The sequence below is a fragment of the Caballeronia sp. ATUFL_F2_KS9A genome (genome assembly GCF_023630765.1).
GTDB lineage: Bacteria > Pseudomonadota > Gammaproteobacteria > Burkholderiales > Burkholderiaceae > Caballeronia > Caballeronia zhejiangensis.
The window spans coordinates 373,129-388,433 of record NZ_JALQEK010000032.1; the positions used below are offsets into that span (position 1 = coordinate 373,129).

16 protein-coding genes are annotated in these 15,305 nt (G+C 62.7%); 9 read left to right on the plus strand and 7 right to left on the minus strand.

The genetic code is table 11. The features are described 5' to 3' along the window. Positions 1 to 68: 68 nt before the first annotated feature. From NCS67_RS22510 to NCS67_RS22520, 3 genes are read left to right on the plus strand one after another with little or no spacing between them, the layout of a single operon-like run. A complete protein-coding gene (locus NCS67_RS22510) occupies positions 69 to 1,274 on the plus strand; it encodes a beta-ketoacyl-[acyl-carrier-protein] synthase family protein (RefSeq protein WP_250436671.1) in 1,206 nt (401 codons plus the stop codon). Then, a complete protein-coding gene (locus tag NCS67_RS22515; RefSeq protein WP_250436672.1) occupies positions 1,271 to 2,068 on the plus strand; it encodes a beta-ketoacyl synthase chain length factor in 798 nt (265 codons plus the stop codon). The genes NCS67_RS22510 and NCS67_RS22515 overlap by 4 nt, the downstream gene beginning before the upstream one ends. Then, the gene (locus NCS67_RS22520; protein ID WP_008348304.1) at positions 2,068 to 2,520 is read left to right on the plus strand and encodes an ApeP family dehydratase; all 453 of its coding nucleotides are present in this window, start codon (positions 2,068 to 2,070) and stop codon (positions 2,518 to 2,520) included. The genes NCS67_RS22515 and NCS67_RS22520 overlap by 1 nt, the downstream gene beginning before the upstream one ends. On the opposite strand, the gene NCS67_RS22525 is transcribed toward NCS67_RS22520, so the two are convergent. From NCS67_RS22525 to NCS67_RS22535, 3 genes are all read right to left on the minus strand, one after another. Next, a complete protein-coding gene (locus NCS67_RS22525; protein WP_175981054.1) occupies positions 2,493 to 3,260 on the minus strand; it encodes a class I SAM-dependent methyltransferase in 768 nt (255 codons plus the stop codon). The genes NCS67_RS22520 and NCS67_RS22525 overlap by 28 nt on opposite strands. Before the next feature lie 34 nt (positions 3,261 to 3,294). Next, the gene (locus NCS67_RS22530; protein ID WP_175981056.1) at positions 3,295 to 3,894 is read right to left on the minus strand and encodes a LysE family translocator; all 600 of its coding nucleotides are present in this window, start codon (positions 3,892 to 3,894) and stop codon (positions 3,295 to 3,297) included. Between the two features lie 106 nt (positions 3,895 to 4,000). Beyond that, complete coding sequence (locus NCS67_RS22535; RefSeq protein WP_008348308.1) at positions 4,001 to 4,582, minus strand: flavin reductase family protein; 582 nt, start codon at positions 4,580 to 4,582, stop codon at positions 4,001 to 4,003. Between the two features lie 121 nt (positions 4,583 to 4,703). Between NCS67_RS22535 and NCS67_RS22540 the strand changes: the two genes are divergently transcribed. The 3 genes from NCS67_RS22540 (at position 4,704) to NCS67_RS22550 (ending at position 8,156) form a co-directional block, all read left to right on the plus strand. Beyond that, entirely contained in the window at positions 4,704 to 5,477 is a 774-nt protein-coding gene (locus NCS67_RS22540; RefSeq protein ID WP_502801872.1) for a PadR family transcriptional regulator, read from the plus strand. 13 nt (positions 5,478 to 5,490) lie between these two features. Further along, positions 5,491 to 6,321 (plus strand): siderophore-interacting protein, encoded by an 831-nt coding sequence (locus NCS67_RS22545; RefSeq protein ID WP_250436676.1) that lies wholly within the window; start codon positions 5,491 to 5,493, stop codon positions 6,319 to 6,321. Positions 6,322 to 6,398: 77 nt separating this feature from the next. After that, positions 6,399 to 8,156: an IlvD/Edd family dehydratase gene (locus tag NCS67_RS22550; RefSeq protein WP_250436678.1), complete on the plus strand. Its 1,758-nt coding sequence runs from the start codon at positions 6,399 to 6,401 to the stop codon at positions 8,154 to 8,156. Between the two features lie 32 nt (positions 8,157 to 8,188). On the opposite strand, the gene NCS67_RS22555 is transcribed toward NCS67_RS22550, so the two are convergent. Together NCS67_RS22555 and NCS67_RS22560 are read right to left on the minus strand one after the other, a co-directional pair. Then, positions 8,189 to 8,977 carry a L,D-transpeptidase gene (locus tag NCS67_RS22555; protein WP_250436679.1) on the minus strand — a complete coding sequence of 263 codons (789 nt, stop codon included), beginning with the start codon at positions 8,975 to 8,977 and terminating at the stop codon, positions 8,189 to 8,191. A 167-nt stretch (positions 8,978 to 9,144) separates the two neighbouring features. Then, positions 9,145 to 9,645, minus strand: coding sequence for a universal stress protein (locus NCS67_RS22560; protein ID WP_250436680.1), 501 nt, complete (start codon positions 9,643 to 9,645; stop codon positions 9,145 to 9,147). A gap of 144 nt (positions 9,646 to 9,789) precedes the next feature. Here NCS67_RS22560 and NCS67_RS22565 point away from each other — a divergent pair, with 144 nt between their 5' ends. Next, positions 9,790 to 11,073 (plus strand): LysR family transcriptional regulator, encoded by a 1,284-nt coding sequence (locus NCS67_RS22565; protein ID WP_250436681.1) that lies wholly within the window; start codon positions 9,790 to 9,792, stop codon positions 11,071 to 11,073. Between the two features lie 118 nt (positions 11,074 to 11,191). After that, positions 11,192 to 11,857: an O-methyltransferase gene (locus NCS67_RS22570; protein WP_008348315.1), complete on the plus strand. Its 666-nt coding sequence runs from the start codon at positions 11,192 to 11,194 to the stop codon at positions 11,855 to 11,857. Positions 11,858 to 11,906: 49 nt separating this feature from the next. On the opposite strand, the gene NCS67_RS22575 is transcribed toward NCS67_RS22570, so the two are convergent. Then, positions 11,907 to 13,484, minus strand: a complete 1,578-nt coding sequence (locus NCS67_RS22575) for a SulP family inorganic anion transporter (RefSeq protein WP_175981071.1) — start codon at positions 13,482 to 13,484, stop codon at positions 11,907 to 11,909. 82 nt (positions 13,485 to 13,566) lie between these two features. Further along, positions 13,567 to 14,214, minus strand: coding sequence for a carbonic anhydrase (locus tag NCS67_RS22580; RefSeq protein WP_175981073.1), 648 nt, complete (start codon positions 14,212 to 14,214; stop codon positions 13,567 to 13,569). Between the two features lie 262 nt (positions 14,215 to 14,476). Here NCS67_RS22580 and NCS67_RS22585 point away from each other — a divergent pair, with 262 nt between their 5' ends. Next, positions 14,477 to 15,304, plus strand: coding sequence for an alpha/beta fold hydrolase (locus NCS67_RS22585; protein ID WP_081851882.1), 828 nt, complete (start codon positions 14,477 to 14,479; stop codon positions 15,302 to 15,304). Position 15,305 lies beyond the last annotated feature (1 nt).

The window sequence follows — 15,305 nt, forward strand, 5'->3', positions numbered from 1 at the left end:
TCCAAAGGCCTCGTTTGTTACAATTCATCGTTTTCGAACGCTCCCGACTCAAGGGAAACGAGCCCGTAGTGAATCCTCTTCTGCTTACGCATTTCACCGCGACGAGTTGCGCGGGCCGCGGGCTCGACGCGACGCTCGCCGCGCTCTCGAACGCACGCAGCGGACTCGCGCCGTGCGACTTCGAGGGCGCCGCGCTTGCCACTTATACGGGCCGCGTCGCGGGCATCGAGGATGCGCCGGTGCCCGCGGATCTCGCCGCGTTCGACTGCCGCAACAACCGGCTCGCGCAGCTCGCGATGACGCAGGACGGCTTCGACGACCGCGTCCGCGAAGCGATCGCGCGTTACGGCTTGGAGCGCGTCGGCGTGTTCATGGGCACGAGCACGGCGGGCATCCTCGAAACCGAACTCGCCTACCGGCGTCGCGACACCCGGACGGGCGCGCTGCCCGCCGATTTCAATTACGCCAACACGCACAACCCCTATTCGCTCGCCGCTTTCGTGCGCGCCTATTTCGGGCTGCGCGGGCCGGCGGCGTCGGTGTCGTCGGCGTGTTCGTCGGGCGCGAAGGTGTTTGGGTCGGCGCGGCGCATGCTCGAAAGCGGCGTGATCGATGTGGCCATCGTCGGCGGCGTCGATACGCTCTGTCTCACGACGCTCTACGGTTTCAATTCGCTGGAACTGCTCGCGCCGGGTCCGTGCAAGCCGTTCGACGTGAAGCGCGACGGCATTTCGATCGGCGAGGCGGCGGCGTTCGCGCTGCTCGAACGCGATTTGGCCGATCCCGCCGATGACGACGCGATCCGCCTGCTCGGCATCGGCGAATCGAGCGATGCGTATCACATGTCGTCGCCGCATCCGGAGGGACTCGGCGCGCGCATCGCGATGGAACAGGCGCTCGCCAGCGCCGGTCTCGATGCGAGCGACATCGGCTACGTGAATCTGCACGGCACGGCGACGCCCAGCAACGACGCCGCCGAGAGCCGCGCTCTTACGAGCCTGTTCGCGCGCGTGCCCTGCAGCTCGACCAAGGGCGCGACCGGGCATACGCTCGGCGCGGCCGGCGCGCTCGAAGCGGTGATCGCCGCGTTGACGCTGCAGCACCAGATGATTCCCGCAGGCGCCAATACCACCGAGCCGGACCCGGCGCTCAGCCTCGACTACGTGCTGACGACGCGCGCCGCGCCGTTGCGGGCTGTGCTGTCGAACTCGTTCGGCTTCGGCGGGACGAACTGCAGTCTCGTGTTCGGACGCAAGGGAGCGGCATCGGCATGACTCCATTGCGTGCATTTATCGAAGGCATCGGCGTGATTGGTCCGGGCCTGGCCGGCTGGCCCCATGCCGCCGACGTGCTGACGCAGCGCGCCGTTCGCGACGCCGCTCAAACCGTGCTGCCCGCGCCCGCCGGTCTGCCGCCGGCCGAACGCCGCCGCACCGGGCCGGTCGTGCGCGCGGCGCTCGCTGCCGCGCACGAAGCGGTCGCGCAGAGCGGCCGCGACGCCGCGACGCTCGCCGCCGTGTTCGCGGCATCCGGCGGCGACGGCGGGAATTTCCACGCGATCTGCGAAACCCTCGCGAGCGCCGAACCGCAGCTCTCGCCGACGCGCTTCCACAACTCGGTCCACAACGCGCCCGCGGGCTACTGGAGCATCGCGACGCGCGCAATGGCCGCATCGAACGTGCTGTGCGCGTACGACGGCAGCTTCGCGGCCGGCTTGCTGGAAAGCCTCGCGCAAGTGAGCGTCGATGGCGCCGCGACGCTGCTCGTCGCCTACGACACGGACTATCCCGAGCCGTTGCGCCAGGTGCGTCCCATCGTCGATGCGTTCGGCGTCGCGCTGGTGCTCGCGCCGCATGAGAGCGAGCGGACGCTCGGGCGCATCGAAGCGCATCTGTCGGACGCGGACGCTTCCGCTTTCGCCGATGCCGATCTCGAAGCGCTGCGCCTGTCGAATCCCGCCGCGCGCGCGCTGCCGTTGCTCGACGCGCTGGCGCATCGGCGGGCGGCGAACGTCGTGCTGGATTATCTCGACGGCACGCAGCTCGCCGTGAGCGTCGAGCCGTCATGATGTTCGGCCGCGACTGGATCGCCGCGCGCATTCCGCATAGCGGCTCCATGTGTCTGCTGGATGGCGTCGTCGCGTGGGATGCAAAGCGCATCCGCTGCACCGCGACGAGTCATGTTTCGCCGGATAATCCTTTGCGCTCGAAGGGACGTCTCGCGTCGGTATGCGGCATCGAATACGCGGCGCAGGCGATGGCGGCGCATGGCGCGCTCGTCGCATCGAACGAAGCGAGACCGCGCGTCGGGATGCTGACCAGCGTGCGTGGCGTGGAAACGCACATCGACCGGCTCGACACGCTCGACGCCCCGCTCGATATCGAAGCCCAACGCATGGGCGGCGACGACAACACCGTGCTCTACCGCTTCACCGTTCACTGCGCAGGCCGGCTGCTGCTGAGCGGCCGCGCTGCGGTGATTCTCGACGCCGCTCAGCGCGCCGGTTTCGTCGCGCAATAAGCGGAAAAGATGCCGAGCTCGACGTCGCGGCGCACGTCGATGAAACCGGCGCGCTCGATCGCGGCGATCACATCGGCGGGCGGCACGCAGGCCTCGATCGTGTCCCAGTAATAGCGCATCAACTCGACGCTTTCCCCTTTCTTGCCGACGATGCGCGCGATCGTCGGCACGACGCCGCGCATATAGAACTTCAGCGCAGCGATGCCGATACCATGCCCGGGCCGCGTGATTTCCAGCACGCAGAGCCGTCCGCCAGGCGCGAGCACGCGGAAGTATTCGTCGAAGGCCTTCGAAAGATCGCTTACATGACGCAGCGCGAAGCCCATGCTCAGAAAGTCGTAGGCGGCGTTCTCGCACGGCAGATCTTCCGCCGTGCCGATGCGCGTTTGCACGCCGATCGGCAGATGCGCCTCGCCGACCATGCCCGGACTCGGATCGACGCCGGTCACGAGCGCCGGATCGCCGGTGATCGCGACCGCTTCCCTCGTGACGAGCCCCGTTCCCATGCCGACATCGAGCACGCGCATGCCGCGCGCGAGTCCCGCCGATCGCAGCGCGCGATTTCGATACCACGAACCGGAACCGAGCGCCATCACGCGTTCGATCGCGTCGTAGTCGGATGCGGTGCGGTCGAAGATGCCGCGCAGCCAGACGCGCCTTTTCGATTCGTCGGCGTAGTAGGAGGTGAGCGGCTCGTGCGGAGCTTTCTTGTCGAGGGGATCGCGCCGATGAGAGGTCATTCAGTCTCCAGATTTCGCTGTTCGTTTTATCGCTTCAGTGAAGCGCCGTCCACGCAAGCGCGATGGAGAACGTGGCCAGCACGATCGATGCCCCGCGCTGAACGCGATCGGGACTCAGCCACGCGAGACGCCCGGTGCCGAGCGCCGCGCCGAAGGTGATCCACAGAAAGCCGATCGGAATCAGCGCGGCGGCGAAGATCGACATCGTCTGAAGATAAACGACGGCATTGCCGAAGGCGCTGGCCGGAAAGATCGCGCTCGCGAAGAGCATCGCCTTTGGATTGAGCAATGTGGTGACGAAGAGGGTGCGCATGCCGACCGTCTTTTGCGCGGACGTCGGCAGGGAGACGGCAGTGCGCCACATCAGGACGGCGAGATAGGCGATGTAGACGCTGCACGCGACGCGCAGAAATGTCGGGAGCCAGGTGAGAAAGCCGGCCGCGTGCGTGACGAGATAGCCCCAGACGGAAATTGCGATGAGGTAGCCGGCGAGCTCGGCGGCCATGAGCGGCGTGGCGCGCCTGACGCCGCGACGCAAGCCCGCGGTCGCGAGCAGTGTGTTGGTCGGTCCGGGCGTGATCAGGATGATGACGATGCCGAGCAAAAGGAGCGCGGCCTGGGAGCTCGAATGCATGGAACGGTTTTGAATATTGGATGCAACGTGCTTAATACCATAATTCGATGCCGTTTCTGCCGCGCGGCAAGGTTTGCTAGCCGTGTCCAGGGGCGCATCGACGGCGTCAGCGCGCAAGCGGCTTCGCCTGCTCCATCGACGACGCGCGCACGAACTTCCCCGCGCCGAGATGGTGAATCGTGTGTAGCGGCTGATTCGATTCGTCGATGATCCAGTGGCCGTCGACGAACACGCGCGAATCGGCAGCGGCTGCGACGACTTCGGCAAAACAGGTGTCGTAGGCGTCTTCCGTGTGCTTCTCGTCGATCAGCCTGCATTCGAGCCAGGCCGCGCAATTCGTTTCGATGAGCGGCAGACCGAGCACCGGCCCTTCCACGATGTCGATTCCGAAGGCCTCGAACTTGTCGATCTCGCGCCCGCTCGTCGAGCCGACGGCGTACGTGAGATCGATCATCGCCGCACCCGGCACGACGATGCCGAACGTGCCGCTCGCGGCGGCGAGCTCGCGCGTGTAGGTGCGCTTGTCGATCACGACGGCGATGCGCGGCGGCGTGAACTCCACCGGCATCGACCAGGCGGCGGCCATCACGTTGCGGCGCGCGCCGTGCGCGCTGGTGACGAGAACGGTCGGACCGTGGTTGATAAGGCGGCTGGCGTGCTCCAGCTTGACGGGACGGAAATGGCTCATGGTTTTATGTGTGCAAAAGACAGTGCGGGCCATTGTATGCGGCGTTCAAAATGCGCGCGTCCGCCGATCGATCCTAAGAAGATCTTCTTGACAGACACTCTTACGATATATATCTTTAGATATGTTTTACGACATATCTGGAGTGTTCCCTATGAAATCCCGCTGCTTTCAACGTGCGCGTGACGGCGGTTTCCGCGCATTCGGCTTTGATGGTTCTGCGTTCGACGCCCCAGCGTGGCACGAACGATTCGCTTTCGAACGTTGGGGAATGATCGGCCGTCATCGCCATGGCGGCGGCGGTCGCTTCGGCGGCGGCCCCGGTGGCATGGGCGGCATGGGTGGCATGGGCGGGTTCGGCGGCGAAGACGGCATGCCGCGCGGCCGCAAGTTCTCGTCGGACGACTTGCAACTGTTGCTGCTCGCAATGCTCGCCGAAGCACCGCGTCATGGTTATGAACTCATCAAGGCGCTCGAAGACCGCTCCAACGGCTTCTACGCGCCGAGTCCCGGCATGGTCTATCCGGCGCTCACCTATCTCGAAGAGCTCGGTTATACGACCGTCGAGCTGGAAGGCAACCGCAAGCGCTATGCCCTTTCCGACGCGGGCCGCGAATACCTCGCATCCAATCGGGAACGCGTGGACATCATGCTCGCGAAGCTCACGCATTTCGCCCGCAAGATGGATCTCGTGCGCCGCGCGTACATGGGCGAAGAAGTCGACGACGCCGCCGCCGACAACGGCTGGGCGCCCGAGCTGATCGCCGCTCGCCGCGCGCTGAAGAAGGCGCTGCTCTTGCGCACCGACGCATCGCAGGAAGAACAACGCCGCATCGCCGCGATCCTCGCGCGCGCGACGGCCGAAATCGAACAAAACCCGGCGCCGAAGCAGGCGTAAGGAGCCAAAGACGATGACCGATTCCATCCTGCAAGACCGGCCCGATCTCGAAGTCACGCGTGTGCGCCACGCGCTCAAGTTTCGGCTGCTGAAAGTCACGCGCGTCCAGGCGCTCAATCCGCGCTTCGTGCGCGTGACCTTCACGGGTGACTCGCTCGACGATTTCGTCAGCGCATCGTTCGACGATCACGTCAAGCTGTTTTTCCCCGCGCCGGGCGAGACCCTGCCCGCGCTGCCGCAAGCGGGTCCGAACGGTCCCGAGTTCGATCCGGCCAAACCGCGTCCGATTGCGCGCGATTTCACGCCGCGTCGTTTCGACCGTGATGCGCGCGAGCTCGATATCGAATTTGCACTCCACGAAGCCGGTCCCGCAACGGCCTGGGCCGCGCAGGCCGCGCCCGGTCAGCATCTCGGTATCGGTGGACCGCGCGGTTCGTTCGTCATCCCAACTAACTTCGACTGGCATCTGATGATCGGCGATGAAACCGCGCTGCCCGCCATCGCGCGTCGTCTCGAAGAACTGCCCGAAGGCACGCGCGTCGCGACGCTCATCGAAGTGGCCGATCCTTCCGCGCGTATCGAATTCGACACGCGCGCCGATCTGTACGCGCAATGGCGTTATCGCAACGAAAGCTCACATCCCGGCGGCGCGTTGCTGCTCGCCCTTCGCGAAACCTATGTGCCCGATGGCGAAGGCTATGTGTGGGCGGCGGGCGAAGCCACGCTCATGCGCGAAGTGCGCAAGCTGCTATGCGACGAACGCGGCATCGACAAGAAACGCATTCGCGCTTCGGCTTACTGGAAACGCGGCGAACAAGGCGTGCACGAAACGATCGACGGTTGATTCGTGATCGCCCGACGATAAACCGGTGATAATCGAGGCACGGAGACGTTCAACGCTTATCACACGGCAGGGCGACCATGACCGACACGTTCAAGAAAAAGTCCGACGACGAACCCGCGCAACAGAGCGGCCTGCGCAAATCGCTGACGAGCTATGGCGACAATGGCTTCTCGCTTTTTCTGCGCAAGGCGTTTATCAAGGGCGCGGGTTATACCGATAGTGCGCTCGATCGGCCCGTCATCGGCATCGTCGATACGGGCAGCGCGTATAACCCGTGTCATGGCAATGCGCCGCAACTCATCGAAGCCGTCAAACGCGGCGTGATGCTCGCGGGCGGCTTGCCGATGGATTTCCCGACCATATCGATCGCCGAATCGTTCTCGCAACCGACGAGCATGTATCTGCGCAATCTGATGTCGATCGACACCGAAGAGATGATCCGCGCGCAACCGATGGACGCGGTCGTGCTGATCGGCGGATGCGACAAGACCGTGCCCGCGCAGTTGATGGGCGCGGCATCGGCGGGCATTCCCGCGATTCAACTCATCACCGGCTCGATGCTTACGGGAGCCCATCGCGGCGAGCGCGTCGGCGCATGCACCGATTGCCGGCGCTATTGGGGCCGCTTTCGCGCGGAGGAGATCGACGAAGCGGAAATCGCAGTGGTGAACAATCAACTCGTCGCGAGCGTGGGGACATGTTCCGTGATGGGCACGGCGAGCACGATGGCGTGCATCGCCGAAGCGCTCGGCATGACCGTGCCGGGCGGCGCCTCGCCGCCTGCGGTGACGTCGGATCGTATGCGCGTCGCCGAGCTCACTGGCACGCAGGCCGTGCAGATGGCGCGCGAGAATCTCACCATCGACAGGATCCTCACGGCTCAAGCATTCGAGAACGCAATGCGCGTGCTGCTCGCGATAGGCGGCTCGACCAACGGCATCGTGCATCTCACGGCGATCGCGGGACGCATGGGTTATGACATCGATCTGCAAGCGCTCGATCGCATGGGACGCGAGACTCCCGTGCTCGTCGATCTGAAGCCGTCCGGATCCCATTACATGGAGGACTTTCACAAGGCCGGCGGCATGGCTACGCTGTTGCGCGAATTGAAGCCGCTATTGAACCTGAACGCGCTGACGGTGACGGGCCGCACGCTCGGCGAAGAGATCGATGCTGCGGGCCCCGCTTTCGCGCAGAATGTCGTGCGCCCCTTCGACAAGCCGATCTATCCGCAAGGCGGTATCGCGGTGCTGGACGGCAATCTCGCGCCGGGCGGCGCGATCATCAAGCAATCGGCGGCGAATGCGAAGTTGATGGAACACGAAGGGCGCGCGGTCGTGTTCGAGAACGGCGCCGATCTCGCGGCACGCATCGATTCGGATGATCTCGATGTCACGCCCGACGATATCCTCGTGCTTAAGAACATCGGGCCGAAGGGTGCGCCGGGCATGCCCGAAGCGGGTTATATCCCTATCCCGCGCAAGCTCGCGGTAAAGGGCGTCAAGGATATCGTCCGCATCTCGGATGGACGCATGAGCGGTACTGCGTTCGGCACCATCGTGTTGCACGTGACGCCTGAAGCGGCGGTGGGCGGTCCGCTCGCGCATGTTCGAACGGGCGACCGCATTCGCCTGAGCGTGTCGAAACGCGAAATCAGTCTGCTCATCAGCGATGAAGAACTCGCAGCGCGCGCTAAAGGATCGCCGGTCACGATTCCCACTGCGGATCGCGGTTATCGCAAGCTGTTCTATGACACCGTCACCCAGGCGGACAAAGGCGTCGACTTCGACTTTCTTCGAGCTACGCAGACCCGCGGGGTGATACCGCGCCGATAGGCTCGAAAGGCCACTTGAGCGTGGCCTTTTTTTCAACCGGGACTCGATCCGTCAGCCACGGCTTCCGAAGGATCTTTGGAACTGCGATAGACATACACTTGCGTGCCCACAGGACTTGTCTCCCACAGTCGCTGCATGACTGCCTCTGATCCTACTCCCATGCAGCCATGGCTGGCGCCCTCATATCCTTGGTTCTGAAAATCGTATGAGAGGTGGAAGGCCTGACCGGAGTGCTTGTCTTGATCCTTGTCCCATGCAATGAACATCGCATAGGGCATGGGCGTTCCATAGGCCTTTGAAATGTGATGGCGGCTCTTGAAAGCTATGCGTCCGCGACCTTCGCCTGTGGCATATCGCGCACCGCGGGCATCGCCGGGACGCACATAATACGACCACTGCGCTATGCCATTTTTATAAACCGTTGCGGTGAAAGTCGTCTTATCGACACAAATGATGTGCTTGGCTTTGGAGCAAATGGAAGGCACCGTCGTGGATGCGGGTGTCGGTGCCCTATCGAAGCTGAAACCATCCGGGACGACGGGGCCGGCCGTCTTTCCATCGTGAGGTTCAATGGCTGGATTCGCAGCAAACGATGCACTGGCCTGAGCCTGAATCACCTCGATTGCATCGACTACAGACAGCCCTTTCAAGGGATCCGAAGCGAGCACTGGGCTCGACGCGACCGCTTCCATCGATACATTTGCCGCCGCGTCAGAAGGCATGACATTGACGCTTGCGGCTAGCGCGCCTAACGCCAGCACAGCTACGACACCTACAGCCAGCCATTTCCAACGGCGCTGGCCCAAACAGAAACTACGCACTCCCTATCCCTCTTAGAACGAAGTCGTCGCAAAAATTGAAGCGATGCGATTATCAACGCTCTCCGAGGGGTTGTCGATCAGCCACTTCTGGTTGTACCGCGACATATCGCAGCACGCGTTTCTCTACGCGTGGGTGAAACGGTTTCCGATACCGTCGCATAAACGCATCAGGCGTGATGCGTTTGCAACGCCGCGCCGCGAATTTCCATCACGTCCGCCGAATCAGCGACGCATACGGTTGCGATCAGCACTTCCCGATTCGTATGGCGGCACACCACGTTACGAACACGGTCCATGCCGAAGCTGAAGACGCCGCGCTTCCTTGCACCGAGCACGACGAGATCCGCATCGAGGCGATTGGCTTCATCGGCGATGATGCGGCCGACGCTGCGCCCGTCTCGCGGCAACGTGCGCGTTTGCCAGTCCGCATCGATGCCCGCACGCCGAAGCATCTTCTCGCTGCTGCCGCGAATCAAGAGCGCGAGCTGATTCACGAGCGCGGGCAGGTCCGATAGACACTCCATCTGCCATCCCGCCCACCACGGCGACGATTCGATCACATACAGCACGGTCAGACGCGCGTTGTTTTCGCGCGCCCGCGCAATCGCGGTCGACAGAGCGGCTTCGCTGAAACTCGGGCCCACTGCGACGAGGATATGTTGATACATGGCGCAACCCTCCGATCAATCGATGACATCCATCGCTCTATGCATGACATCATGATCGGCGACGACAATTAGGGGAAAGTGAGCGCGAAGCGCACGAGCCTGTACGATGCGATAAATCAAACTGATGCCATCGGGCACCTTCACATGGACAATCGGGAACTGCTCAATCTCGCGTATCTGCGCGCATTTCGGCTCGTCGCGCAAACGGGCAGCGCCACGCGCGCCGCAGCGGCGCTGTTCCGCGCGCAATCGGCGGTCACACGCTCGCTGCAGGAACTCGAAGCGGCGGTCGGGGAAACTTTATTGGAGCGTCGTCCGTCGGGCATGTTGCCCACGCCTGCGGGACGCGCTGTGCTGTTGCGCTGCCAGCGCATCTTCGCCGAACTCGAAGAACTGGCGCAGTGGTGCGCCACGCGCCAGTCACGGCGTCGGACCGCGACAGGCGGCACGCTCCCGGCCTTTCTGCTCAATACACGGCGGCTTCAGTTGTTCTCGGCACTCGCGCGCCATCGTCACATGCCGAGCGCAGCGCAGACGTTGGGGCTCAGTCAACCGGCCGTCAGCAGCGCGATCCGCATCATGGAGACCGGCGCTGGCATGCAACTGTTTTATCGCAGTCCGCGCGGGTTGCTGCTCACCAGCGAAGGCGAAACTTTCGTGCTGCATGTGCGGCGCGCGCTGAACGAACTGCGCCACATTCCTGATGATCTCGCGGCGCTGCGCGGCACGATTCAAGGTTATGTCACGGTCGGCGCGCTGCCGCTCGGCAGAACGTTGATCCTGCCTGGCGCGATCGCGCGCGTTGCCGCGCAATATCCAGGCGTGCGCGTCGTGACGGATGAGAGCTCGTATGAAACGCTGGTCGCGGGACTGCGTGCCGGCGATATCGATTTCGTGCTCGGCGCGTTACGTCAGAACGATGCGTCGAGCGGACTCGTCAATGAGCGCCTCATGTCGGAAGATATCGTAGTGATCGCGCGGCGCGGGCATCCGCTTGCAGCGCGAAGTGGCCTGACGCTCAAGGACCTGATCGCTGCACAATGGATTCTGCCGCGTAGCCAGGCACCCGCGCGCGGAATGTTCGAAGCGCAGTTCAAGCGATGGAAACTGAAACCGCCGATGCCGACCGTCGAGACCGCCGATCTCGCGGTCATTCGCGGGCTCCTGATGCATACCGACATGCTCGCTGCCGTATCCGCACAACAACTGCACTACGAATGCGAGTCGGGTCAGCTAACCGTAATGGACATTCCGCTGCAAGCCACGCGCCGCGAGATCGGGCTTACGATGCGCGCAGGCGGCACGCCCTCGCCGGCCGCGCGTGCATTGATCGACGCAATCCGCTTGACCGTCGATCAACTCGGGCATGAGTTGCGGCGCGAGTCGCGCAGTATCGTCAAGACAGTCGGCGCAGATGTGTCACCTTGATTGCGAACTGCTTTCAAGGTCATCTGAATTGTTTATGGCGCAGACGCATTTTGTACGGGGCTCCATTCGTGTTGTATCGTTCGAGAGAACGCGATAACCGCAACGGCAAGGAGATGCCATGAACGAACAGCAATGGCTGGCGATGGACGAATACTTGTGCGATCGAACGCAAACGCCGGACGCCGCACTCGAAGCCGCATTGAAATCCAGCGCGGACGAAGGGCTGCCTGCGATCAACGTCGCGCCAAACCAGGGCAAGCTGCTGCAGATGCTCGCGCAGTTGCGCGGCGCGCGACGCATTCTCGAACTCGGCACGCTCGGCGGCTACAGCACGATCTGGCTCGCGCGTGCCCTGCCTGCGGACGGTACGCTCATCACGCTCGAAGCCGTCGAGCACCATGCTTCCGTCGCGCGCAAGAACATTGAACGCGCCGGATTGTCGGGCGTTGCGTCGGTGATTGTCGGCGACGCTGTGGATACGCTCGAATCATTCGTGCGCGACGGCATTCCGCCTTTCGATTTCATCTTTCTCGACGCCGACAAGAAAAGTTATCCCGCCTATTTGCGCCTCGTGTTGCGCCTGAGCCGGCCCGGCACGGTGATCGTCGCGGACAACGTGATCCGCAGTGGCCGCGTGGCGGACGTCGGCAGCGCCGACCCGGACGTCATCGGCGTGCGCAAGTTCTTCGACATGCTCGCAGCCGATACCCACGTGACGTCCACGGCGATTCAAACGGTCGGCAGCAAAGGGTGGGACGGATTCTCGATCTCGATCGTCTCGTGAACGGCGCCCGCAACGGTTGGTGCATCGAGACGCCTCGTTCGACTTCCTCTTACTCCGACGACATCTCCTGCCTGCGCAAGCCGAGCCATCTGCCTCGCAATGCGGGCGCACCACTTTGCGAGCGAGGATGCGGCAGCTTTCTGCATTCGACATGCATGTCGCGCGAAGCCGCCGCGGCCACGAACCTGTCGATCTCCTCGCGCACGTCGGGGTCGATATAGTCCGCGCGTGAAGCGTCGAAGATCACCGTCGCGCCGTCGGGTATCGTGCGCAGATGATGTTTCAGCGTGACCTTGCCAAGAAATGAAACGTCTTTTCTGAACGACACCAGATAGTGATCGTCGTGCTGCGCAATCGTAATGGGACGGCTGAGGTTCGCGCGCATGGCAAGCAGAAGACTGCATGCAATGCCGAGCAAAATGCCCATCAGCAGATCGGTCAACAGCACGCCGGCAATCGTCGCGATGAACGGCACGAAGCGCTCGATGCCCTGTTTCGCGACCGCTGCGAACAACGAAGGCTTGGCGAGCTTGAGACCCGTGAAGATCAGGATCGCCGCGAGACAGGCCAGCGGAATCAGGTTGATGACGCTCGTCAGCGCGAACACGCTCACGAGTAGCAATGCGCCATGCATGAACGACGACCATCGGCTCTGCGCGCCCGCATGCACGTTCGCCGAACTGCGCACGATGACGGAAGTTATCGGCAGCGCGCCAATCGCACCTGCCATCATATTGCCGATGCCCTGCGCCTTCAGCTCGCGATCCGGATGCGCCGCGCGCTTCTTGGGATCGAGTTGCTCGACAGCTTCGAGGCTCAGCAGCGTTTCGAGGCTTGCGACGATAGCAAGCGTGAATGCGAGCCGCCACACATCGGGGTTCGCGAACTGCGAGAAGTTCGGCAATTCGAGCGCATTCGTGAACGCGGTGAACGACTCCAGCGACGGCAGCGCGACGCGATGTTGCGCGGGCGGTGCGAAGCCAGGCGCGAACAGATCGAGCAGCAGAGTCGCACCGATGCCGAACGCGACCACTGCGAGCGGCGCGGGCACGGCGCGCACGAGCGCAAAGCGACGCATCGAGCGTGTTTCCCAGCCTGCGAGCATCGCAAGCGAGACTACGGCGACAATGCACGCCGCTGCGGATATCGGACCGAAGGGCGTGTCGAGCATGCCCGGACCGTTCGCTGCAGGCGCGCCTGCATTCGCGAATCCCGCAGCAAGCGGAATCTGCTTGATGACGAGCAATAGGCCAATAGCCGCGAGCATGCCTTTGATAACCGACGAAGGCACATAGGCCGCGAAGCGCCCCGCTTTCAACATGCCGAAGCCGAATTGAATCGCGCCTGAAAGCAGCACCGCGAGCAGAAACGCGGAGAAGCTGCCAAGCCCGGCGATGCCATCGACGACGATGACGATCAAGCCCGCGGCAGGGCCGCTCACGCTCAATTGCGAGCCACTCAGCAACGCGACGACGAGGCCGCCGATAATGCCCGACAGCAGACCGGCGAACGGCTCCACGCCGGATGCATTGGCGATGCCGAGACACAAGGGCATCGCGACGAGAAACACGACAGTGCCCGCGAACATGTCTCGCGGAAAAGTGGCTAGACGGTTATTCGAGTTCATGGTTTTTTTCGAACGAGTTGGGTCCTGCGAATGTCGCGAAAGCGACCTCGCATCGATAAGCGATCGTTAGAAATGAGCGGGCTTAGGCGGCCCGAAGCGATGTGACCTGCGCGCTCGCAATGTCGCGACTGTCGCTCTCTTCGGCATAGCCCGAAGCGAGCACTTTGATGAGCCCGTCGTGCAGGCCGAAGATCCAGCCATGAACGCGTGGCGGCACGTCGTGCTCTCGCACGATGGCGTGTTCTCGCAAAAGCCGCACTTGTTCGAGCACGTTCAGTTCGGCGAGTCGATTTGCGCGCGCGTCGAGCTCGCCGAATGAATCGAGTTCGTGCCGATGTCGTTCGCCCAGCGCGCACAGCGGCGCGATCCGGCGATTCACATGCGGCAAGTCGCTCGATTTCGGCAGGAGCGAGGCGCGCACGCCACCGCATCCGTAATGGCCGCAAACGATTACGTGATCGACCTTCAAAACGCGCACCGCGTATTCGAGCACGCTCAACGTGTTGTCATCGGATGGAGAAAAAAGGTTAGCGATGTTGCGATGTACGAAGAGGTCGCCAGGATTGGCGTTCGTCACAGTCTCGGCGGGCACGCGGCTATCCGCGCAGCCTATCCACAGCACTTTAGGGCTCTGTCCTTGGGCGAGACGCGGAAAAAATTGCGCGTCGGCGTGCGCGGTCTCGCGTGCCCAGGCAATGTTTTCCAGAAGCATTCGTTTCGGTCGATTCATGCAGATCTCTCCAGAACGGGCGCGCCATAGTTGCACACGCAAGTATTCGAATAAGGGCCGCATCTGCGTTGCAGTGCAGCGAGATTCTTACGAATAACTTTCGCAGAAAAAGTTCAGCGCTGTCCAGAGAAAAAAACAGACAAATAAATTTATTTTTTTTGAAAGATCGCGCAGGACCAATGATGCATTCGCCAGTCGGGTTCAAAGCTGCAGGCGCGCCGTCTGATAATCTTTGTACTTCACGCTCAGCATTCGCAAACAGATGACCGACCCTGCAGCAAGCATCGACACGACGCGCTTCGTCGAACTGAATGGCGCCGCTTCTTCGGTGCGCATCGAATATCAGTGGCTGAATCCGGAGCGCGCCGATGCGCCTATCGCAGTGTTCCTGCATGAAGGACTGGGCTCGATCGCGCTATGGAAAGGCTGGCCGCAAATGCTTTGCGATCGCCTGAACTGCAGGGGACTCGTCTATTCGCGGCCAGGTTATGGCCGATCCACGCCACGGCGCGCCGAAGAAAAGTGGCCGGTCGAGTTTCTGCATCTGCAAGCGCAAAAAGTATTGCCCGCATTGCTCGATGCGCTCCACATCGACGCACGGGAACGTGCGCGCATGTGGCTCGTCGGGCATAGCGATGGCGGCACGATCGCCCTGCTCTACGCCCGCGCATTTCCCGAATCGCTTGCCGGTCTCGCCGTCCTCGCTCCGCATTTGTTCGTGGAACCGATGACCGTGGAAGGCATCACAAAGGCGCGTGAAATGTATGAAACGACGTCGTTCCGAGAAAAGCTCGAGGCTTATCACGACGATGTGGATTCAGCCTTTTACGGATGGAACGATGCGTGGCTGAATCCCGCGTTCTTGCATTGGGACATCACGGAACAAATATCGTCGATCAAACGGCCATTGCTCGCCATTCAAGGCCAGGACGACGAATATGCGTCGATGCTGCAACTCGACAAGATCGCGGCGGCTGTCGGGCACGCGCAGCTCGTCAAGCTCCCGCAGTGCCGCCACTCGCCGCATCGCGATGCGACCGATGCAGTGAACGATGCGATCGCCGCTTTCGTGCGAACGCATCAGCAGTGAA

Coding starts and splice junctions, on each gene's coding strand:
- NCS67_RS22515 (WP_250436672.1), top strand. CDS start 1,271: ATGACTCCATTGCGTGCATTTATCGAAGGCATCGGCGTGATTGGTCCG.
- NCS67_RS22520 (WP_008348304.1), top strand. CDS start 2,068: ATGTTCGGCCGCGACTGGATCGCCGCGCGCATTCCGCATAGCGGCTCC.
- NCS67_RS22525 (WP_175981054.1), bottom strand. CDS start 3,260: ATGACCTCTCATCGGCGCGATCCCCTCGACAAGAAAGCTCCGCACGAG.
- NCS67_RS22530 (WP_175981056.1), bottom strand. CDS start 3,894: ATGCATTCGAGCTCCCAGGCCGCGCTCCTTTTGCTCGGCATCGTCATC.
- NCS67_RS22535 (WP_008348308.1), bottom strand. CDS start 4,582: ATGAGCCATTTCCGTCCCGTCAAGCTGGAGCACGCCAGCCGCCTTATC.
- NCS67_RS22540 (WP_502801872.1), top strand. CDS start 4,704: ATGTTTTACGACATATCTGGAGTGTTCCCTATGAAATCCCGCTGCTTT.
- NCS67_RS22545 (WP_250436676.1), top strand. CDS start 5,491: ATGACCGATTCCATCCTGCAAGACCGGCCCGATCTCGAAGTCACGCGT.
- NCS67_RS22550 (WP_250436678.1), top strand. CDS start 6,399: ATGACCGACACGTTCAAGAAAAAGTCCGACGACGAACCCGCGCAACAG.
- NCS67_RS22560 (WP_250436680.1), bottom strand. CDS start 9,645: ATGTATCAACATATCCTCGTCGCAGTGGGCCCGAGTTTCAGCGAAGCC.
- NCS67_RS22565 (WP_250436681.1), top strand. CDS start 9,790: ATGGACAATCGGGAACTGCTCAATCTCGCGTATCTGCGCGCATTTCGG.
- NCS67_RS22570 (WP_008348315.1), top strand. CDS start 11,192: ATGAACGAACAGCAATGGCTGGCGATGGACGAATACTTGTGCGATCGA.
- NCS67_RS22575 (WP_175981071.1), bottom strand. CDS start 13,484: ATGAACTCGAATAACCGTCTAGCCACTTTTCCGCGAGACATGTTCGCG.
- NCS67_RS22580 (WP_175981073.1), bottom strand. CDS start 14,214: ATGAATCGACCGAAACGAATGCTTCTGGAAAACATTGCCTGGGCACGC.
- NCS67_RS22585 (WP_081851882.1), top strand. CDS start 14,477: ATGACCGACCCTGCAGCAAGCATCGACACGACGCGCTTCGTCGAACTG.